The sequence below is a fragment of the Microbacterium sp. Z6_144 genome (genome assembly GCF_057197625.1).
This window is the reverse complement of record NZ_JBXVPT010000002.1, coordinates 623700-643943: the sequence shown is the minus strand read 5'-3', so window position 1 is coordinate 643943 and position 20244 is coordinate 623700. Positions and strand designations below refer to the sequence as shown.

The 20244-nt window shown below is 72.1% G+C and carries 17 protein-coding genes; 5 read left to right on the top strand and 12 right to left on the bottom strand.

Translation table 11 applies throughout. From position 1 onward, the window contains the following. Nucleotides 1-26: 26 nt before the first annotated feature. Together AC2DGY_RS15085 and AC2DGY_RS15080 are read right to left on the bottom strand one after the other, a co-directional pair. Entirely contained in the window at nt 27-4367 is a 4341-nt protein-coding gene (locus AC2DGY_RS15085) for a type VII secretion EssC family protein (protein ID WP_484510569.1), read from the bottom strand. After that, nucleotides 4364-5371: a hypothetical protein gene (locus AC2DGY_RS15080; RefSeq protein ID WP_484510568.1), complete on the bottom strand. Its 1008-nt coding sequence runs from the start codon at nt 5369-5371 to the stop codon at nt 4364-4366. Before AC2DGY_RS15080 ends, AC2DGY_RS15085 begins: the two co-directional genes overlap by 4 nt. A 78-nt stretch (nt 5372-5449) precedes the next feature. Here AC2DGY_RS15080 and AC2DGY_RS15075 point away from each other — a divergent pair, with 78 nt between their 5' ends. Together AC2DGY_RS15075 and AC2DGY_RS15070 are read left to right on the top strand one after the other, a co-directional pair. Next, a complete protein-coding gene (locus tag AC2DGY_RS15075) occupies nt 5450-6214 on the top strand; it encodes a hypothetical protein (RefSeq protein ID WP_484510567.1) in 765 nt (254 codons plus the stop codon). Then, on the top strand, nt 6207-6905 hold the full coding sequence (locus AC2DGY_RS15070; RefSeq protein ID WP_484510566.1) for a hypothetical protein: 699 nt from the start codon (nt 6207-6209) through the stop codon (nt 6903-6905). The genes AC2DGY_RS15075 and AC2DGY_RS15070 overlap by 8 nt, the downstream gene beginning before the upstream one ends. 42 nt (nt 6906-6947) lie before the next feature. On the opposite strand, the gene AC2DGY_RS15065 is transcribed toward AC2DGY_RS15070, so the two are convergent. The 5 genes from AC2DGY_RS15065 to AC2DGY_RS15045 all read right to left on the bottom strand — a co-directional run bounded on the left by AC2DGY_RS15065 (nt 6948) and on the right by AC2DGY_RS15045 (nt 11443). Beyond that, entirely contained in the window at nt 6948-7280 is a 333-nt protein-coding gene (locus AC2DGY_RS15065; protein ID WP_484510565.1) for a hypothetical protein, read from the bottom strand. A gap of 28 nt (nt 7281-7308) precedes the next feature. Then, complete coding sequence (purH, locus tag AC2DGY_RS15060; protein ID WP_484510564.1) at nt 7309-8913, bottom strand: bifunctional phosphoribosylaminoimidazolecarboxamide formyltransferase/IMP cyclohydrolase; 1605 nt, start codon at nt 8911-8913, stop codon at nt 7309-7311. A gap of 29 nt (nt 8914-8942) precedes the next feature. Continuing rightward, complete coding sequence (gene purN / locus AC2DGY_RS15055) at nt 8943-9560, bottom strand: phosphoribosylglycinamide formyltransferase (RefSeq protein ID WP_484510563.1); 618 nt, start codon at nt 9558-9560, stop codon at nt 8943-8945. Nucleotides 9561-9564: 4 nt separating this feature from the next. After that, the gene (locus AC2DGY_RS15050; protein ID WP_484510562.1) at nt 9565-10920 is read right to left on the bottom strand and encodes a cell division protein PerM; all 1356 of its coding nucleotides are present in this window, start codon (nt 10918-10920) and stop codon (nt 9565-9567) included. An 85-nt stretch (nt 10921-11005) separates the two neighbouring features. Further along, a complete protein-coding gene (locus tag AC2DGY_RS15045) occupies nt 11006-11443 on the bottom strand; it encodes a nitroreductase family deazaflavin-dependent oxidoreductase (protein WP_484510561.1) in 438 nt (145 codons plus the stop codon). Between the two features lie 57 nt (nt 11444-11500). Here AC2DGY_RS15045 and AC2DGY_RS15040 point away from each other — a divergent pair, with 57 nt between their 5' ends. Then, complete coding sequence (locus AC2DGY_RS15040) at nt 11501-12955, top strand: NCS2 family permease (RefSeq protein ID WP_484510560.1); 1455 nt, start codon at nt 11501-11503, stop codon at nt 12953-12955. 199 nt (nt 12956-13154) lie between these two features. Here AC2DGY_RS15040 and sucD read toward each other — a convergent pair whose 3' ends face one another. The 4 genes from sucD to AC2DGY_RS15020 all read right to left on the bottom strand — a co-directional run bounded on the left by sucD (nt 13155) and on the right by AC2DGY_RS15020 (nt 17190). Continuing rightward, a complete protein-coding gene (sucD, locus tag AC2DGY_RS15035) occupies nt 13155-14057 on the bottom strand; it encodes a succinate--CoA ligase subunit alpha (RefSeq protein WP_484510559.1) in 903 nt (300 codons plus the stop codon). A 25-nt stretch (nt 14058-14082) separates the two neighbouring features. Continuing rightward, nucleotides 14083-15246, bottom strand: coding sequence for an ADP-forming succinate--CoA ligase subunit beta (gene sucC / locus AC2DGY_RS15030; protein WP_484510558.1), 1164 nt, complete (start codon nt 15244-15246; stop codon nt 14083-14085). A gap of 112 nt (nt 15247-15358) precedes the next feature. After that, nucleotides 15359-15961 carry a response regulator transcription factor gene (locus tag AC2DGY_RS15025; RefSeq protein ID WP_484510557.1) on the bottom strand — a complete coding sequence of 201 codons (603 nt, stop codon included), beginning with the start codon at nt 15959-15961 and terminating at the stop codon, nt 15359-15361. Next, nucleotides 15958-17190, bottom strand: a complete 1233-nt coding sequence (locus AC2DGY_RS15020) for a sensor histidine kinase (protein ID WP_484510556.1) — start codon at nt 17188-17190, stop codon at nt 15958-15960. Before AC2DGY_RS15020 ends, AC2DGY_RS15025 begins: the two co-directional genes overlap by 4 nt. A gap of 149 nt (nt 17191-17339) precedes the next feature. Here AC2DGY_RS15020 and AC2DGY_RS15015 point away from each other — a divergent pair, with 149 nt between their 5' ends. Further along, on the top strand, nt 17340-17840 hold the full coding sequence (locus AC2DGY_RS15015; RefSeq protein ID WP_484510555.1) for a small multidrug efflux protein: 501 nt from the start codon (nt 17340-17342) through the stop codon (nt 17838-17840). A 60-nt stretch (nt 17841-17900) separates the two neighbouring features. Here the strand turns inward: AC2DGY_RS15015 and AC2DGY_RS15010 are convergent, their stop codons facing one another. After that, nucleotides 17901-19409: an FAD-dependent oxidoreductase gene (locus tag AC2DGY_RS15010; RefSeq protein WP_484510554.1), complete on the bottom strand. Its 1509-nt coding sequence runs from the start codon at nt 19407-19409 to the stop codon at nt 17901-17903. Between the two features lie 90 nt (nt 19410-19499). Here AC2DGY_RS15010 and AC2DGY_RS15005 point away from each other — a divergent pair, with 90 nt between their 5' ends. Further along, nucleotides 19500-20168 carry a TetR family transcriptional regulator gene (locus AC2DGY_RS15005; RefSeq protein WP_484510553.1) on the top strand — a complete coding sequence of 223 codons (669 nt, stop codon included), beginning with the start codon at nt 19500-19502 and terminating at the stop codon, nt 20166-20168. The last annotated feature ends 76 nt before the right edge of the window (nt 20169-20244 follow it).

The window sequence follows — 20244 nt, the reverse complement described above, 5'->3', positions numbered from 1 at the left end:
GTGACCGAGGCCCGCGCGTGTCGTCCTCAGGCCCGCAGGTCGGGCACCTGGACCGCCGTATAGCCGCCCGACACGAACAGCACGCCCGATCCGGGTGCACCGCGACCCACGAACGGGCGCGGGATCTGCGTGCTGAACAGCTGCGTGCCGAGGATCGTGGAGGTCGGCGACAGCACGAGTCCGGTGCGGCCGCGCTTGGCGTCCGTGACGACGCCGCTGATGGCCGTTCCGGCCGAATCCGCCCCCAGCGAGATGATGAAGCGCAGCCGGGTCCGCGCCGCCACCAGCGCCCGCTCGAGCACGGAATCGCGGATGGCCTCGGCGTCGTCGACGACGACGGTGACGAGGTCTTCCGCGGCGATCGCCTCCTCCACCTGCTCTGCGGTGGACGCAGAGGTCAGGACGGGGATGCTGTGCGCGGCGGCCACTTCGGCCAGGACGGAGCCGGCAGCGGCGACCACCGCCATGCGGGTGCCGGCCCAGCCCAGCTGGTGGGTGATCAGCGCGAGGGCGTCGGTCTTTCCGCTTCGGCGGTCACCGACGACCACGAAGCCGCCCACCTCCGGCCAGTCGATCGTGAAGCGCGAGAGCGTGTCGCCGCCCACGCCGACCATCGGGGTCTCTGCGGCATCGGGCTCCGCGAGCGGCAGGAGCGCCGCATCCGACAGCCCGATGTGCGAGGGCAGCGGATCGACGCGCAGGGCAGCGGGCAGCTCCGACAACTGCGGGAACCGCGCGAAGTGCGCGGCGGCGTGCTCGACGGTACCGCGCAGGGTGGCGCCCTGGGCCTCCCCCGAGGTGTCGGCGTTGACCACCGCGATCTGCCCCTCGGTGCCGCTGGGCCCGAACAGGACACGACCGGCGGGCATGTCCTGCGGAATCTCCCGCACCATGATGCCCGCTCCGCGGTAGTCGTTCACGTCGCGCATCGGCAGCGCGTACTGCGCGTCGATGAAGCTCGCGATGCGGTCGGAGGGGATGCTGCGGTCGGCGGTCACGACCACGCGGATGCCGACGGCCGGCCCTTCGCGCAGCAGCCGCAGCATCTGGTCGCGGAGGGAGACCATCTCGTCCGGGCTGAGCGAGGCCGACAGCCGCTCCCAGCCGTCGAAGACGACGATGGCGTACGGCAGGGCCTCGCGCGGGTCGGCCGTGCGTCGCTGCTCGGCGATGCTGCCCACCGCGGCCTGGGCGAGCACGCCCTGCCGCCGCGAGAGTTCGCCGGCGAGGCGCGCGAGCAGCCGTGGGAGGCGCTCGGCGTCCTGCGGGGTGATGACCGCGCCGGTGTGGGGCGCCCCGGCCAGCGGCAGCAGTGCGCCGTTGCCCCAGTCGACGATGTACAGGTGCAGGTCGGCGGGCGTGAAGCGCAGCACCACCTGCGACAGGATCGTGCGCAGCGCCGTGGTCCGACCCGATCGGCTGCCCCCGAACATCAGCAGGTGCGAGTCGTCGAGGATGCTCCACACCAGCGGTCGCTGGGTCTGCTCGCTGGGAACGTCTTCCAGCCCGAGGATGGCGGCACCGTCCGGGACGGCGTCGTCGTCGAACCGGTCCAGCGGCAGGACATCGGGCAGCGGCATGAGCCACGGCGACGGACTCTTGGGAACCCCGAGAAGCTGCGCGGCCTGGCCGGCCAGCTGCACGAGCGCCCGCAGGTCGGTGTCGTCCTGGTCGGGGCGGTGCGCGGTCTGCTGCGGGGCGCTGGGGTACCGCGGCGGAAGGCCCAGGGTCTGCCATTCCACGCGGGCCGCGGGCGGCAGCACCCGCGCGGCGCGCTGGTGGCCGAGCCGCAGAGCGGCGACGCGCGCGGTCTGGAACGGCGCGGGGGCCGCATCCAGCCCCGCTCGCACGTACCCGCGCCCAGGGGAGCCGGCCGGGATGAGAGCGGCGTCGGGGGTTCCGATGACATCGCCGGAGTCGGCACGATCGGTGACGCGGAGGGCGACGCGCAGGTTGATGTTCGACTGCATCTCGGGCGTGATCACGCCCGAGGGCCGCTGCGTCGCCAGCACGAGGTTCACCCCGAGCGAGCGCCCGACGCGGGCGATGCGCACGAGGCCGTTGATGAAGTCGGGCAGTTCGGTTTTGAGTTCGGCGAACTCGTCGACGACGATCATGAGGCGCGCCAGGCCCAGCCGCGCCGCGGCATCCGGGTCTTTCTCCCACGCGGCGTCGACGTCCTTCGCCCCGATGTCGTCGCGGAGCACCCGCTCGCGCCGCTTCAGCTCGGCGTCCAGGGAGGCCAGCGCGCGCTCGGTCTCCCGCGCGTCGAGGTTGGTAACCATTCCGACGGTGTGCGGCAGGCGGCTGCAGTCGGCGAAGGCCGATCCGCCTTTGTAGTCGATGAGCACGAAGTTCAGGGCGTCGGGCCGGTTCGCCAGGGCGAGGGAGATGACGAGGGTCTGCAGGAACTCCGACTTGCCCGACCCGGTCGTGCCGGCCACCAGGGCATGCGGACCGTCGGAGGCGATGTCGATCGCGAACTCCCCCTCGGTGCCGGCACCGACCACCACGTACGACTGGCGCGGAACGAGCTGCCACTGCTCGGCGATCGGACGCGGATCGTCGAGGTCGATGCCCATGAGTTCGCTGTAGCGGACGCTGGAGGGAAGCGTGGCGTCGTCGCCCACACCGCGGACGTGCTCGATGGGGCAGAGCGCCCGGGCGATGTCTTCGGCGTACGCGAGGCTCACCTGGTCCAGCAGCACCGGCGCGTAGTACTCCTCCGCGGATTCGACCCGGCCCAGGAGCGGATCGACGCCGTCCACGGTGACGACGGATGCGGCCTCCTCGGGCAGGCGCGAGCGGTCGCTGTCGAGCGCGACGACGTGGATGCCGAACTGCGCACCCTTCTCCAGGATCGTCACCATGCCCGGGAGCATGCGGTAGCGCCGGGCGCCGTCGATGACGAGGACGAGATGCGCATCCGCCGAGCCACCGCGACGCTCGGCGCCCGCTCGCATCCGCGCCTCCAGCAGCGCCCCGACCTCGCGCAGGCGCTCCCGGCGCGTGTGGTCGGTGTTGCCGATGAGGGCCACCGGTCCGGCACCGACGTTGACGTGCGGAAGCCACTGCACCCACGACCACGTCGCCTCCTGCTCGCGGTCGCACAGCACGACGAACTGCAGGTCGCGGGGCGAGCGCAGCGTGGCGAGTTCGGTGATGACGGCCCTGGCCAGCCCCGCGGTGACGTCGGCGGGGCCGCTGATGCCGACGGGCCCGGAGGCCAGGTCGACCGACACGGGCGCGGGAGACACGCCGACGCGGCGCTCGAGCGTGCGTTCCTTCTGCGGTCCGCCCTCGAAGCGCACCTCGAGGGGGATCTCGGCGACGCCGACCCGCACCCGCAGGGCGTCCTGGTCCGAGCGTCGGCGCTCCCACAGACGGGCGAGCGGGCGCGTGGCGATGTCGCGGATGACCACCGGGTCCAGGTGGCGGTACCACGCGTCCAGACGCTGCTCGCGCGTCAGGTCGGCCAGGCGCGCGCGGGCGTCATGGATGTCCTGCACCCACTCGGCTTCGGTGCGCTGGCCCTTGCGCTCGGCCAGGCGCTTGTTCATGAGGAACGACCCCACGACCATGACCGGTGACGCCGCGGCCATCATGAGCATGATCGGTCGCTGGAAGACCACGGCGAGGGTGACGCCGAGCACGATGGGGATGATCGCCGACAGCCACGGCAGCGGCGATCCGTCGGCCTCGTCGGGCTTGTCGCCGGGAAGGGCCACCACGGGCGTCTGCCGGGCGGGACGGATGCGCGATGGGCGGTTGAACGCGCGCGTCCCGACCTCGTCGATGGTGAGGTCGGCGTCCGGTGCCGGCGACATGCCGATGCGGACGATGCTGCTGCCCAGCTGCACGAGGTCTGCCGGCACGATCTGCACGGCGGCGGCCGTCTCGACGCCGTTGACGACGAGGCTGCCGCTGGGATCGGTCAGTGCCACGGTCGCCGTCAGCGGCGCGACCGAACCGTCCGGCGCCTGCCCTCCGACCGCGGTGAGCGTGGCGTGACGGCCCTCCAGGTGCGGGTCGGCGACGCAGACGCTGGCGTCGTTGCTCCGGCCGATCACGATCTCGCGTCCGGGCTCGAGTGCGACCACCTCGCCGGCGAACGGCCCGGCGACGAATTCCAGGCGGAGCCTTCCCGGGGAGATGACGACGGGGGAAGAGGCCGGCACCCGCACGCCGCTGCGCACGCCCGACTCGGCGAAGCTCTCGCCGGCGTCGGCGCCGGGAGCGAGCACGGTCGGGTCGACTTTGAGCGACTCGGCAAGCTCCGACACCGTGGTGGCTGCATCCACCTTCACCACCCACGACTCGGCGGGGGCGGCCTCGTTCGGGCGGTCGATCGTGAGCCGGAGCGTCATGACGCGGGTACCTCCTGCAGGATGCGGGTAAGGGGGGCAAGAAGCGACGGCGCTTCGCTGTCGTCCTCGGACGGAGCTGCCACGGCGAGGCGGAGATCGGCGGTGCGCGACCACGACGGGGCGATCGGGGCGAGCGCGGAGGCGGGGTCGACGGTGAAGCTGCCGAGCGACTGGCGGCCGGCAGCATCCACGACCCGGTAGGCCACCTGCACGGGACTCTCGGTCTCGGCCGCGCGGGCGAGTTCCCCGCCGGCACCGCACGTGAGCGCGGGGTCCACCGCCAGGCAGGAGATGGTGACGTCGCCGGCGTCCACGAGGTCGGCCAGGAGCACCGGCTCCGGTCCGCTCAGGTGCAGCGCGCGGGGGGCGCCGGGAAGAGCCGACGTGGCGTGGAGGACCAGCTCCCCGTCGACGGCCTGTCCGGCATCGTCGGTGACGGTGAGCTTCACCGTGATCTCGCCGGGCTCGGCCGGCCGGACAGCGAGGTGCGCCGGCCCGACGCCCACGATCGCGGATGCGGGCATGACCTCGACGACCTCGATCTCCGCTTCGGCGCACAGGACGCACGTGAGATCCAGCAGCGACAGCGGCACGAGACTCTGCCGCCCCACCGGCAGCGGCACATCGATGGCGGGTGCGCCGATCTCCGGCGCGGCGGGCGGTTCGAGCCGCACGCGGTAGCGCACGTCGGCGCTCGCCGCCCCCGCCCGCAACGCGACCGGCAGGATCTGCTCTTCCCGGTCGGCGTCGAACGGGGCGGCGAGGCTGAGGCCCTCCTCCGTGCACGCGATGTCGACACCCTCGAGCGTCCCGACGCCGGCGCAGTCGATGCTCCACCCGCCGCTGGGACGCACGTCGATCGGCTCCCCGTACGGGATCTCGATCACGCCGCTGTCGGCGCGCGCGTCGCTGGGGGCGGATGCGGCGGCCGGCGCAGCGCCCCACGCCACGCACGCGACGAGCGCCGCGAGGGCACCGGCGGCGCGCACGGACGAGCGGGGCATGGCGCCTCCAGGACAGGGGTCGATTCCCCACTATGATAGGCGGGTCCCGGGCGCCGGCCCGGGCTTCCGGAGCGTGGTATGAGCGACAGCACCCCGACGCGCCGCGCGCACCGCGAGGCCGCCGACGGCCCTGGTCCGTTGCGCTCGTCCGCGGCGCTCGCCGACCCCCCTGACCCGGAGGTCGCCGCCACGCAGTGGCGCCCCGCCGAGGGCATCCCCGCCGCCACGGTCGCTGCCGCCCCGCGGCGCTCCGGCGCCCCGATCACGGCCGCACCGATCTTCGCGCCCTCCCGCGTGGAGCAGCCGCCCGCCGACGTCGAACCGGCACGCATCGGTTGGGACACGGCCCGCGCGAGCCTGTCGGCCACGGCCGGCGACATCCGCCGTCTCGAAAGCGCCGCCGACGTCCTCCCCGAGCTGGAGGATGCCCAGGTCGCGCCCCGGCCGATGTGGCGGCATCCCGCTTTCCTGGTCTCCGCCATCACGACGCTCCTGGCGCTCATCGCGTTGGTGGTGTTCATCGTCCTGGGGCTGCTCAACCCGCGACCGGCCGCGACCGGCCTGACCCTCGCCGCCGGCGACGACAACGTCCGCGTGTCGTGGTCGGGTCCGGATGTCCCCTATCAGCTGATCGTCGTGGGCGGACCCGCCGGGGATGCGATGGATATGTCGCAGGTCGTCAGCGGTACCGAGGCGTGGATTCCTGTCGGGATGGGTTTCATCGACGAGCGCTCGTGCGTGCTCGTTCGTCCCGCCGCCGGGAACGAGACCGCCCCGGTGGCCCTGGATGCCGCCACCGTCTCCGCGCAGGGCGGCGCGTCCGCGTGCGTGGCGGATGACTGAGCGCCGCATCCGCGCCTTCGCCGTCCTCGCGACGGCGGCCGTCCTGCTCGCGGGCTGCTCGGGGCCTGCGCCGGAGCCGATCCCCACACCGACCACCGCCGACTTGTCGACGTACGAACCCGAGGGCGACGGCAACGGACTCGCGCTCCTGCCGCCGGAGGCCGCGCGTGACAGCGTGCTGACCGCGATGCGCGCGGCCGGGGGCGGCGAGGTCGCCGGCACCTACCGCGACGCCGCCACCGGGCGGGAGATGCAGGTGCGCCGGACCGGGAGCGAGCAGAGCTGGACGGCGGAGATCACGCTGGATGGGGCTGCCACGGCGATCGTCGTGGATGCCGGCACCGCGTGGGTGAACCCCTCCCCGGCTGCGGCCGGGCTCCTGGCCCTCACCGCCGGCCAGTGGTCCTGCGTGTCCCCGGACGACCCGGCCGTGCAGCGCTGGATGCCGCTCGTCCAGCCCGTCGACCTCGTCGCGCAGCTCACCGCGGACGCGTCGGGGCTCAGCGCCCCGGCCGACGGCGCCGTCGATCTCCTGCTCGGCGACGAGGGCGCCGCCGGCGTGCTCACGGTCGCAACGTCGGGCGCGCCGCTTCCCGCCCGGCTGGTGCGCGCGGACGAGACCGGTGCCGTGGACCTGAGCTTCACGGCGTGGGGCAGCGAGGCCGAGATCACCCCGCCCATCCCCTGCTGACCGCTGCCCCGGCCGCTGACCGCTCGGCTGAATGCGGTCAGGTCACCAGCGAGGCTGGCCCTGGCACGCCGAACCGAGGCGGTTGAGCCCCACCTGGGGGTCGGCGAACGCCGCCCAGACGCCCTCGGGGTCGCGGCGCTCCGCCGCCTGCTCCATCGCGGTCAGCACCGCCGGAGCGCCCGTGGCCCACGTGATGTAGTCGGGCTGGGAGATGCCGTCCGCTCCCTGCTCGGCGATGGCACGCACCTCGCCGGCCAGCGCGATCACCTTCGCGAACGACTCTGGGCTCTTGGTCTGGCACTCGATCGAGGCCGCCATGAGATCCACCACGGGCTGGGCAAGAACAGCGCACCGCTGCGCGAGGACATCCGACATCCGTTACCGCCTTTCGTTTTCGCGTTGATCAATGGAAGAAATGACGCTCTCCCGTAAAGAACATCGTGACACCTGCCGCGCGTGCCGCATCCACGACCTCCTGGTCGCGCACCGATCCGCCAGGCTGGACGATCGTCTTCACGCCCGCGTCGATGAGCACCTGCGGACCATCGGCGAAGGGGAAGAACGCGTCGGATGCGGCGACCGAACCGGCCGCCCGATCCCCCGCCCGCTCGACGGCGAGCCGGCACGAGTCCACTCGGTTGACCTGCCCCATGCCGATCCCGACGGTGGCCGAGCCCTTCGCCAGCACGATCGCGTTCGACTTCACCGCGCGGCAGGCCTTCCACGCGAACACCAGGTTGGTCATCTCCTCGGGGGCGGGGCGCTCGCCCGACACGAGCTCCCACCCTGCCGCGACCGACTCGATGTCGGCGGGGAAGCGGTCGGCGTCCTGGAGGAGGAGCCCGCCGGAGACCAGCCGCACGTCCATCCGTTCCTGCTGCCAGTCCTCCGGAAGACGCAGCAGACGCAGGTTCTGCTTCAGCCGGAACACCTCGAGCGCTTCGGGCTCGAAGTCGGGGGCGACGATCACCTCGGTGAAGATGTCGCGGAGGTTCTCGGCCATCTTGAGGGTGACGGTGCGATTGGCGGCGATCACCCCGCCGAACGCTGACACCGGGTCGCACTCGTGCGCACGCAGATGGGCGCTGGCGATCTCGTCGAGTGCGTTGGGCGCAGCCACGGCGATGCCGCACGGGTTGGCATGTTTGATGATGGCGACCGCGGGCTTGACCATGTCGAACGCGGCGCGCAGGGCAGCGTCCGCGTCGACGTAGTTGTTGTACGACATCTCCTTGCCCTGCAATTGCGTGGCCTGGGCGATCCCGTGCCCGCCCGAGCGCGTGTAGATCGCGGCGCGCTGGTGCGCGTTCTCGCCGTACCGCAGCGTGCTCATGCGCTCGGCCTTGATCGTGAGGTGCCCGGGCAGGTCGTCCTCCACGAGTGTGCCTTCGGCGAACCACGCGGCGACGGCCGCGTCGTAGGCGGCCGTGTGCGCAAAGGCGCGGGCGGCGAGCTGCTTGCGCTGCGTCAGCGTCGTGCCGCCCTCCCCGATCGCCTCGATGATCGCCGGGTACGACTCCGGCGAGACGACGATCGCGACGTTGGCGTAGTTCTTCGCCGAAGCGCGCACCATCGCCGGGCCGCCGATGTCGATCTGCTCGACGACGTCGTCGCCGGCGGCTCCGGATGCGACGGTCTCGACGAAGGGGTACAGGTTGACCACGACGAGCTCGAACGGCGCGATCTCCAGCTCGTCGAGCTGGCGTTCGTGGTCCTGCAGGCGGAGGTCGGCGAGCAGCCCCGCGTGCACGCCGGGGTGGAGCGTCTTCACGCGGCCATCCAGCGACTCGGGGAACCCGGTGACCGCCGACACATCGGTGACGTCGTACCCCGCCTCGCGGATGGTCGACGCTGTCGATCCGGTGGACACGATCTCCACGCCGGCGCCCGCGAGGGCCTCGGCGAGGCGCAGCAGGTGGGTCTTGTCGCTCACCGACACCAGCGCACGGCGGATGGGGACGATGTCGCGTTCGCGGTAGAGCGTCGGATCGTGGCGAGGACCGGCCATGGGAAAGCTCCTTCGAGGCGGAAGCGGGTTCAGGGGGCGGGGGTGGTACCGGCAGAGGGGAAGGCGACCGCGGCAAGGTCGAGCTCGCCGGCGGCCACGCGACGAACGACGTCGATCAGCAGGCGCCGCTCGACGGGCTTGATGCGCTCGTGCAGGGTGGCCTCGTCGTCGCCGACGCGCACGGCCACCCGCTCCCGAGCGAGGAGCGGCCCCGTGTCCACCCCCGTGTCGACGATGATGACGCTGGCCCCCGTCTCCGAGACTCCGGCGGCGATCGCGTCGCGGACGGCATGGGCGCCGGGGAACTCGGGCAGATACGCCGGGTGGGTGTTGATGATGCGGGGCATCCACTTCTCCACCACCGCCGCCGGGAGGAGGCGCATCATCCCGCTCAGCACCACCAGGTCGGGCCGCCATACGTCGAGCTGGGCGTCGAGTTCCGCCCCCCACGCCTCACGTGAATCGAACCCGCTCCAGGGGACGAGGAAGGTCGGGATGCCGTAGGCCTCGGCATGCGCGAATCCGTCGGCCTCGCGGTCGGCACCCACCACGACGACGCGCGCGGGGAACTCGGGCGCTGACGCCGCATCCAGGAGGGCGCGGAGGTTGGAGCCGGTGCCTGAGATGAGAACGGCGACCGTGAGCACCCGGTCAGTCTAGCGAGGCGCCCGGGCGCGGTCCGGACGATCCGTCCTCCCGGTCGCGGTGAGGCGGCAGGACCGGGTCGATGGGGAACGTCACCGGCAGCGTCGGGAAAGGGGGCCGCTCGGGGATCGGGTCTGCCGGTGCCGGATCCCGGGTGTCGGAGCCCCGGCGGGGAGAGAGGAGCAGGATGGCCGCGCCCACGGCCACTTCGAGTGCGACGGCCAGGGCCACCGGGCCCGGCTCGGGGCCGGTGTCGGCCAGCCGTCCGGGGCCGATCGCACCGCGCGCGCAGAGGGCGAGGAGCGCGAAGACCGCACCGGTGAGAACGCTGGTGCCCGCGACGAGGACGAGGCGCGGCCCGTAGGGTTCTGCGCCGGGATGCTCCGCGACCAGCTGGGAGCGCAGCATCCAGCCCATGAGCACCCCGACACCGATCGGCAGGAGGGCGAGCAGCAGCAGCCAGGGCGACGTCGACTCGGGGATCGCCCCGAGGACGGGGATGCCCGGGATCACCCCGAGCTGCGTACCGGAGGGCGAGACGGCGCTGTCGGTGCCGAGCGCGAATCCGGGCCCCGCGGCGAAGGCCGCGCCCCACACGATCAGCGTCGGCAGGTACGCGAGCTGCCCCAGGGCCAGGACCGTGGCCCCGATCGCGTCGACGTTGCCGGCCTCGAAGAGGGCGACCACCTGCCCGCCGCGGGCGAGGACGGCGACGCCGAAGACGAGGGCGCCGACCCCGAGGAGAGCCGTCACCGCGATCGCCGTGCCGCGCACGAGCAGCCCCGGCACCCCGCCCCATCCACCCGGCAGAGCCTCGACGCGGTCGCGCAGGCGCCCCGCCGGCCCCTCGGCGACGACCCAGGCACCCACGGCGGCACCGAGGGCGCACGGCACGGCGAACACCAGCGTGGGGAACAGCAGAGCCTGCCACAGCTCCACCGACGCGAACGGGGTGGCTCCGGTGAACGCCACCGCGGCGGTGACGGCGGCGAAGACGAGCGATCCGGACAGGGCCCCCGTGAGCGGCTCCCCGGCGCGGGCCGCCCGACCGCCCGACCGCGCAGCGAACAGCGCGGTGAAGACGGCGAATCCGAGCGGGGCGAGGGAGAGGACGAAGTCGGCTGCCGCCGGGTCGATACCCGCCGCGGCGACGTAGGTGCCCGGCAGGTGGATGCTGAGGGGCACCAGATGCCCGAACTGCCATACGGCCGCGCCGGCGGGCCAGAGGGCCGCCCAGTCGGCGCCGCCGCCGAGGGCGAGCACCCACAGGAGGGTGAGCGGGGCCAGAGCGATGGCGAGGCCGCCCGCGGCCGCCACGAGGGCGTCGAAGGCGGCGAGGAGGGCGACGAGGAGGCGATTCATGCGCCAACGACCCTACCTGCGGGAGGCGGCGGGAACGGCACGGCGCCCCGGGCTCCCCCACGGCGACCGCGGTGGAAGCGGCGGCTCAGTCGAGAGGATCGAGGACGAACAACGCGATCACCCGGTCGGTCTTCGTCTGATACTCGGCGTACTCGGGCCAGGCTTCGACCGCCCTCGCCCACCACTCGTCCCGCTCGGGCCCCTCGGCGAGGTGGGCGACGTAGTCGCCGAGCCGATCACCGTCCTGCAGCTGGACCTGCGGATTCTTCACGATGTTGAAGTACCACGCCGGCGGGCGCGGGGCCCCGCCGTCGGACGCGACGACCGCGTAGCGTCCGTCGTGCTCGACGCGCATGAGCGCGGTCTTGCGGAGCCCGCCGCTCTTGGCACCGACGGTGGTGAGCACGATGATCGGCTTTCCGCGCAGCTCGTTCGCCTCGGCGCCGGAGGAGGCTTCGAAGGTCTCGGCCTGCGTGCGTGCCCCGTCGTCGGTCCCGGGCAGATATTCTCCTGGGAGCGGCATGTGCACAGCCTACGGCGCATCCGATCAGGTTCAAGCCCCCCCCACCCCTGAGGTCTCATGAGCACCAACGCGACCGAGAGGTCCACACCCACGCCCGCCCCCAAGAACGGTTTCGACCGCTTCTTCGAGATCTCCGCCCGCGGCTCCACCGTCGGCACAGAGGTGCGCGGCGGTGTGGTGACCTTCGTGACGATGGCCTACATCGTCATCCTGAACCCGATCATCCTCTCGGGCGGCACCGACGTCGCCGGGAACAATCTCGGGTTCGGCCCCGTCGCGGCGGTGACGGCCCTCACCGCCGGCGTCATGACGATCCTGTTCGGCCTCGTGACACGCCTGCCGTTCGCCTTCGCGGCAGGCCTCGGCATCAACTCCTTCCTCGCCGTGAGCGTCGTGGGCCAGGTCACCTGGCCCGAGGCGATGGGGCTCGTCGTGCTCAACGGCCTGATCATCGTGCTCCTGGCGGCCACGGGCCTCCGCCGCCTGATCTTCGACGCCGTGCCGATGGCCCTCAAGACCGCGATCACCGTCGGCATCGGCCTGTTCATCGCCTTCATCGGGTTCGTCGACAGCGGGTTCGTCACCTCGACGGGTCTCGGCTCACCGCCCGTGGGCCTGGGCGAGGCCGGGTCGATCACGACCGTACCCACGCTCCTGTTCGTCTTCACGCTCGTGGTCACCGCAATCCTCATGGCCCGCAAGGTGAAGGCGGGCCTGCTCATCGGACTGCTTACCGGCACCGTCGTCGCCCTGATCGTCGAGGCGATCTGGAACCTCGGCGGCCGCTCCGACGACAACCCGGGCGGATGGAGCCTGTCGGTGCCGGAGCTGCCCGCCCAGCTGGTGAGCCTCCCCGACCTCGCCCTCGTCGGAGAGGTCGACCTCCTCGGAGCCTTCGGACGGATCGGCGGGCTCGCCGCGACCATGCTCGTGTTCACGCTGGTCTTCACCAACTTCTTCGATGCCATGGGCACGATGACGGGGTTGTCGCGGGAGGCGGGCCTCGCCGATGACAAGGGCAACTTCCCGCGCCTGCGCTCGGCGCTGATCGTGGAGGGCATCGGCGCGGTCGCGGGAGGAGCGACCTCCTCCTCGTCGAATACGGTGTTCATCGAGTCCGGATCGGGCATCGGCGAGGGTGCCCGGACGGGCCTCGCGAACGTCGTGACAGGCGTGCTGTTCCTGCTGGCGATGTTCTTCACGCCGCTGACGACGATCGTGCCGACCGAGATCGCCGGCGCCGCCCTCGTGATCGTGGGTGCGCTGATGATGGCGCAGATCCGCCATGTGGACCTCGGCGACCTGTCCGCCCTCATCCCGGTGTTCCTGACGATCACCGTGATGCCGCTGACCTACTCGATCGCCAACGGGATCGGCGCCGGCTTCATCAGCTGGGTGCTCATCCGGTCGCTCTCCGGCCGCGCGCGGGAGATCAGCCCGCTCCTGTGGATCGTGGCCGCAGGCTTCGTCGTCTACTTCGCCCGCGGCCCCCTCGAGCAGCTCCTCGCCTGACCCCGGCCTGGGCCCCGGGCCCGGGCCCGCGAGGCGTCACGAGTCCGCGAGACTGCACGCTGCCGTCGAGACCGCCGCATAATGTCGCGGTCTCGTCGGCAGCGTGCGGTCTCGCGGATTCGGTTCGCGCGAGCGGGTGCCGCGGGGACGGACGAAGGGCCCGGACGCGACGCATCCGGGCCCTTCGGGAGAATCCCGGTTACAGGGACTCGATGATCTCGCGCATCAGGGCGGCGGCCTCGGACGGCGTCTTGCCGACCTTGACGCCTGCGGCCTCGAGGGCCTCCTTCTTCGCCTGGGCGGTGCCGGCCGAGCCCGACACGATGGCGCCGGCGTGACCCATGGTCTTGCCCTCGGGGGCGGTGAAGCCCGCGACGTAGCCGACGACGGGCTTGGTGACGTTGGCGCGGATGAAGTCGGCCGCGCGCTCTTCGGCGTCGCCGCCGATCTCGCCGATCATGACGATCGCCTTCGTCTCGGGGTCGACCTCGAACGCGGCGAGCGCATCGATGTGCGTCGTGCCGATCACCGGGTCTCCGCCGATGCCGATGGCCGTGGAGAAGCCCAGGTCGCGCAGCTCGAACATCATCTGGTAGGTCAGGGTGCCCGACTTCGACACGAGCCCGATGGGTCCCTTGCCGGTGATGTTCGCGGGGGTGATGCCCACGAGCGACTCGCCGGGGGTGATGATGCCGGGGCAGTTCGGTCCGATGATGCGGGTCGTGTTGCCCTTGGACTGCGCGTACGCCCACGCCTCGGCGGTGTCGCCGACCGGCACGCCCTCGGTGATGACGACCAGCAGCGGGATCTCGGCGTCGATGGCCTCGATCATCGCGTCCTTCGTGAACGCCGGCGGCACGAACGCGATCGACACGTCGGCGCCGGTCTTCTCGATGGCCTCGGCCACCGATGCGTACACGGGGAGCTCGACGGCGTTGCCGTCAGCATCCTGGTGCGACACGGTGGTGCCGGCCTTGCGGGCGTTGACGCCGCCCACGACCTGCGTGCCCGCCTTCAGCATCAGTGCGGTGTGCTTGGTGCCCTCGCCGCCCGTGATGCCCTGGACGATGACCTTGGAGTCCTTGTTGAGATAGATCGACATTGCTCAGTCCTTTTCGTCCCGAAGATCAGGCGTTGGCCAGTTCGGCGGCCTTGTCGGCGCCGTCATCCATGCTGGCGGCCAGGGTCACCAGCGGGTGGTTGGCGCCGGCGAGGATGGCGCGGCCCTCCTCGACCTGGTTGCCGTCGAGACGGACGACGAGCGGCTTCGAGGCCGTGTCACCCAGGATCTCCAGCGCCTTCACGATGCCCTCCGCGACGGCGACGCACGACGTGATGCCGCCGAAGACGTTGACGAACACGCTCTTGACCTGCTCGTCACCGAGGATGACGTCCAGGCCTGCGGCCATGACGGTGGCGGATGCTCCGCCGCCGATGTCGAGGAAGTTGGCGGGCTTCACGCCGCCGTGGTTCTCACCGGCGTACGCGACGACGTCCAGCGTCGACATGACGAGCCCGGCGCCGTTGCCGATGATGCCGACCTGGCCGTCGAGCTTGACGTAGTTGAGGTCGTGCGCCTTGGCCTGCGCCTCGAGCGGGTCGGCGGCTGCGGTGTCTTCGAGCGCTTCGTGCTCGGGGTGGCGGAACGCGGCGTTCTCATCGAGCGAGACCTTGCCGTCGAGGGCGATGATGTCGCCGTCTTCGGACTGGATGAGGGGGTTCACCTCGACGAGCGTGGCGTCCTCGCCCTTGTAGACGTTGTAGAGCTTGACGAACACGTCGGCGACCTTGGGTGCCAGCTCGTCGTCGAAGCCGCCGGCCCGGGCGATCTCGAGCGCCTTCTCCGGAGTGATGCCCTCGAGCGGGTCGACCTCGACCCGGGCGAGCGCCTCGGGCTTCTCCACCGCGAGCTGCTCGATCTCCATGCCGCCCTCGACGCTGGCGAGGCTGAGGTAGGAGCGGTTGGCGCGGTCCAGCAGCACGGAGAAGTAGAACTCCTTGGCGATGCGGGCGCCGGCGGCGACCATGACGCGCTGGACGACGTGACCCTTGATGTCCAGGCCCAGGATCGCCTGTGCGGCCTCGTACGCCTCATCCGGGTTCTTGGCGACCTTGACGCCGCCGGCCTTGCCCCGGCCGCCGGTCTTCACCTGGGCCTTCACGACGACGACGCCGCCGAGCTTCTCCGCTGCGGCCTTCGCCTCCTCGGGGGTGTCGGCGATGATGCCGGCGAGCACCGGCACCTCGTACTTCTCGAACAGATCGCGTGCCTGGTACTCGTACAGATCCACAGGGAATCCTCCGCTGGACGGTCAGTGGGTGGGGGCCGATTGTCTTGATATCAAGAGATCGACCAATGCCCCACCCTACTACTGACGGCCGGGCGCGCCGGACGGGCGCCCCTCAGATCCACCCGCGCTCCCGGGCGAGGATCACCGCCTGCTGGCGGGTGGACAGGGCGAGTTTCCCCAGCACGGACGACACGTGGTTGCGCACGGTGCCCGGGGACAGATGGAGCGACGCGGCGATCTGCGCGATCGTCTCGCCGCGTTCGCCGGCGCGCAGGACGTCGAGCTCGCGATCGGTCAGGGGGCTCCGCTGGTCACTCAGCGCGTCGGCGGCGATCTCCGGATCGACGTAGCGGCGGCCGGCAGCCACTTCGCGGATGACCGCGGCCACATCATCGGCGCGACGCGACTTGGGGAGGAAGCCGTCCACGCCGGCGCTCAGGGCACGGCGCAGCACCCCCGGCCGCGCATGGCGCGTCACCACGACGCACCGTGACCGTACCTGGCGGATGATGCGCGCAGCCGTTTCGACTCCGTCGAGGCCCGGCATCTCCAGGTCCAGCAGGCACACGTCGGGTCGGAGCCGCAGGGCCTCCGCGAGAGCGCTCTCCCCGTCGGCGCATTCCGCGACGACCTCGAGATCCTCCTCCAGACGCAGGAGCGCCGCCAGTGCGGAACGGATCATGTCCTCGTCGTCGGCGATCAGCACCCGGATCATCCCCGGCCCCCCTCGTGTGAACGGTGTGCGATCGCCGGGACCGGAACGGTCACGGCCACCTCGAAGCGATCCTCGTCGCTGACCGTGCGCAGCTCCCCGCCGACGGCGCCGACGCGCTCGGCGATACCGGCCAGGCCCGCGCCCCCGCCGACCGCCGATCGGCCCGGTGCCGGATCGTTGGCGAAGGCCAGGCGCCACGCGGCCCCGTCACGGCGCAGGCTCACCCGCGCCCAGGAGCCGCCGCCGTGCTTGAGCACATTCGTCGTGCACTCCCGCACCACGGGACCGAGGACATCGGACGGGGCGTCGGCGGCTCCCGGGTCGACCACCAGGTCCACCCGCAACCCCGCTGCCCGGAGAAGGTCGGCCGCATTGGCGAGTTCATCGGGGAGCGGCACGCCGCGGAACCGCTCGGCGAGCTCCCGCGTGCCCCGACGCGCGTCGTCCACGCTCCTGCGGGCGGAGCGCACCTGCTCGACAGCCGCGTCGGCATCGTGCGCCATCATGCGCTCGGCCAGTTCGAGCTGGAGCGCGATCACCTGCAGATGGTGGCCCTGCAGGTCGTGCAGGTCGCTGGCGAATCGCAGTCGTTCCTGGGCCGCGGCGAGCCGGCTCTCTGCCGCCCGGGCCCGATCCAGTTCGACCACGATGTCCCACCACCACAGCGACAGCACCGTCACCACCGGCAGCAGCAGCGCGAAACCCCGCTGCGGCACCACGTCGCTGGTGACGTCGGTCTGCGCCACGGTGACGTCCAGCATCCACAGCGCCACCAGCACGAGCACAGACAGCCCCAGCAGCCGCCGGCGGACTCCCGGCGGCCAGCGCAGCAAACACAGGGCGTACGCGATCAGCGAAGCCCCGAGCAGCCACGACGCCGCTGCGAGGCCGAGGAGCACCGCCGCGACGAGGGAGCCGGCGAACGACCATGCCGTCACTCGCGTCGGCGGCCACGGCCCCTCCTCCTCATCCGCGCTGCCGCGCCGGTAGGCCCCCAGCAGCCCGATGGCGCCGGCGAGGGAGAGCGGGGCGCCGATGAGGACGAGCACGGCGACGGCGGGCGTCGGAAGGAAGACGGGGAGGAGGATCGCGGGCGCCGCCCAGATCCCGAGCACCACGAAGTGGAAGAAGACCACGGACGATGCGGTGTACCACCACGTCGCCGAGACGTTGCGCGCAAGGGTTCGGGCCGCACGCGTGGACGTCGGGGCGGGGGCGGATGCGGTCACACGGGCCACAGTACGACCATGACGAATGTCATGCCTGCGGCAGCATAAGCTCCCGGCTTCCGGTGACGGCGCGACACTGCCGCAACGGTGGCCGCGGCGATGGGATGGGATCACCGCGGATTTCCGCGACCATCACCCAGGGAGCACTCATGTCCACGCCCATCTCCGACCTCGTCCTCGGATTCCAAGATCTCGTCGCGCAGGTTCCGGTCTTCGTTCAGCCCGCCGTTGTCGCCCTGGCCGGCGCCGTCCCGTTCATCGAGGGCGAAGGCGCCGCCACGATCGGCATCGTGGGGGGCATCAACCCGGTCGCGGCTGCCGTCGCGGGGGTGATCGGAAACTTCGTGTGCGTGGCCGTCGTCGTGCTCCTGAGCGCTCGTGTGCGCAGCGCGGTCACCACCCGTCGCGGGGGGGTCGTGACGGCGGAGGCGCCGCGCCGGGAGAAGTTCCAGCGCGCATACGAGCGCTACGGCACGCCGGGCGTGAGCCTGCTCGGCCCGCTGCTTCTGCCGACGCAGTTCACGGCTGCCGCGCTGTCGGCCACGGGCGTCTCGACGGCCCGCGTGCTCGCGTGGCAGGCCGCAGCGATCGTGCTGTGGACGACCGTCCTGACGCTGATCGTCACGGGCGTCATCGCCGCGGTGGCCTGAGCCCCACTCGTGTCCCATCTCTGCAGGAAACAGGCGCCCGGAACCTGCAGAGATGGGACATCAGGGCAGCCGCTTGAGGTCCCCCAGCGCCGGCCCCTCGATGCGCGCGCCGTTGGCTTCGAACCGGCTGGCGTGCAGGGGGCAGTCCCACGTGCACTCCTCGTCGTTCCACGACAGCACGCCGCCCAGGTGCGGGCACACCGCATCCACGGCCCGCGTGACGCCGTCCACCGTGGAGATCCCCACCGGATGCCCGCCGCGCTGGGCGACGACGCCCTCCCCCTCGGCGGGCTGGGGCACCGGCACCGGCGTGCGCTCCGCCTCGACCCACCCCTGGACGGCGGCCCGGCCGACCTTGGCGTTCTCCTTGGCACCGCGGGCCAGGTCGGCGGGCATCGTCATGCGCGTTCCGAGCGCCGTCATCCACCGCGGCTTGTCGCGATCGCCGAGGATCTCGGCGGTGATGCGCTGGGCGGCGGCGGGGCCGTTCGTGAGCCCCCACTTGCCGTACCCGGTGGCGAAGCGGATGCGGCCGAGCGAGCGAGGCAGCGCGCCGATGAACGGGATGAGGTTGTGCGACTGGTAATCCTGAGCGCTCCACCGGTGCGACTCCTGCGTCACCGGCAGATACCGTTGCGCCCACGCGACCAGTTCGTCCACGCGCTCGCGTTCGGAGCCGCCGCGACCGACGGGGTGCCCGGCGCCGCCCACGATGATGCCGGCGTATCCGGCGGGGCCATCTCCCGCGGAGACGGCGCGGACCGACCGCGACGGCGAATCGGCGGACAGGTACATCCCCTCCGGCACGTCGCCGTCGGTGCGGAAGGCGACGCAGTACGACCGGGTTCCGTGCGTCTTGGCGAAGTACGCGCCGCGATCGAGGACCGGCACGCCGGTGGCCAGGACGATGCTGTCTCCGTAGAGCGGGCCGGCGTCGGTGCGGACGAGCGCCCGGGGGAGCACCTTCGCGCCACGGACGGTCACGCCCGTGTGCAGCACCGCACCGGCATCGACCGCCGCGCGCGCCAGCGCCGTCGCAAACGCCTGGGGGTCGATCGAGATCTGATCGTCGAGGGCGATCGCCGAGGCGGCGGGGAACGGCGTCGCGAGCATCTCGTCCTTGGTGGCGCGACGCACCTCCAGCCCCGCCTCACGGGCGGCGTCCTTCTCGGCCTCGACGGAAGAGAGCCCCTCGTCCGTCTGCGCATAGGTGAACGCCGTCCGCCGCAGGTACGGCACGCCCAGCCGGTCGGCGGTGTCCACCACCCAGTCCTGGCCGGCCCGGTTCGCCTCGACGTAAGCCCGGACGAGCCCCGCGGGGTGCCCGCCCCGGAGGGTGGAGAGCACGGTCCCCTGCAGGAGGGATGCCTTCCCGGTGTTGCCCCCGGTGGCGAGGTTCCCGACCTCCCCGGCTTCCACTATGGCGACGCCGACACCCGCTCGGGCGAGGGTGTACGCGGTGGCGAGGCCCGTGATGCCGGCGCCCACCACCACGACGTCGTACGACCGGCCTGGCTCGAACGGCGTGCCGGGAACGGGGGTCGCATCCTGCTTCCAGAGGGAGGTCATCCCCGCAGTCAATCCCCCGCAGCGGTGCACCGCCCAGCGGTTGACATCCACCGCCGACCGGTGCAGACGCCGGCCGGTAGGCTTCCGGCCATGACCGACGCCGCCCCGCGGAGCACCCCGACGACCGTGGTCGCCGCCGCGATCGAGCTGTTCGCCGCGCGGGGATTCGACGCCACCTCGGTCGAGCAGATCGCGCAGGCCGCGGGGGTGTCGCGCTCCACCTTCTTCCGGCAGTTCGGCGGCAAGGAAGACGTCGTCTTCGCCGACCACGAGGAGCTGCTCCGCTCGCTCGAGGCCTATCTGCAACGACCCCACGACAATCCCTGGGCGGCGGTGTGCGACGCCTCCCTGCAGGTGTTCCGCCACTTCGCCGCCGACCCGGAGCTGGCCAGACGCCGGTACACCGTCGTGCGCGAGGTGCCGGTGCTGCGCGACCGCGAGATCGTGACCGTGTTCCGCTACGAACGGCTCTTCGACGAGTACCTGCGGCGCGCCCTGCCGGGGCTCGACCCCGTCGACGCCGTCGGATTCGCCGCCCTCGTGACGGCCGTGCACAACCACGTCCTGCGCCGGCTGCTGCGCGGCGAGCACGTGCGGCAGGCGACCCTGCGCCGGGCCCTGAACGACGTCCTTCGGCGGTTCGGCGTGCACCCCGACGGCGACGACCCCGCCGACGACGACGTGGCCGTCGCGATCTTCCCGCGGCGGATGCCGGCGGCCGAAGTCGCCCGGCGCCTGCGGGCTTCACTGCCCCGCTGATGTCAAGCCCCTAGGGGTGCGCGACGCAGCGGCAGAACCTCTTCTGGGAGGCAAGGAGGCTGCGCATGCGTCAGGG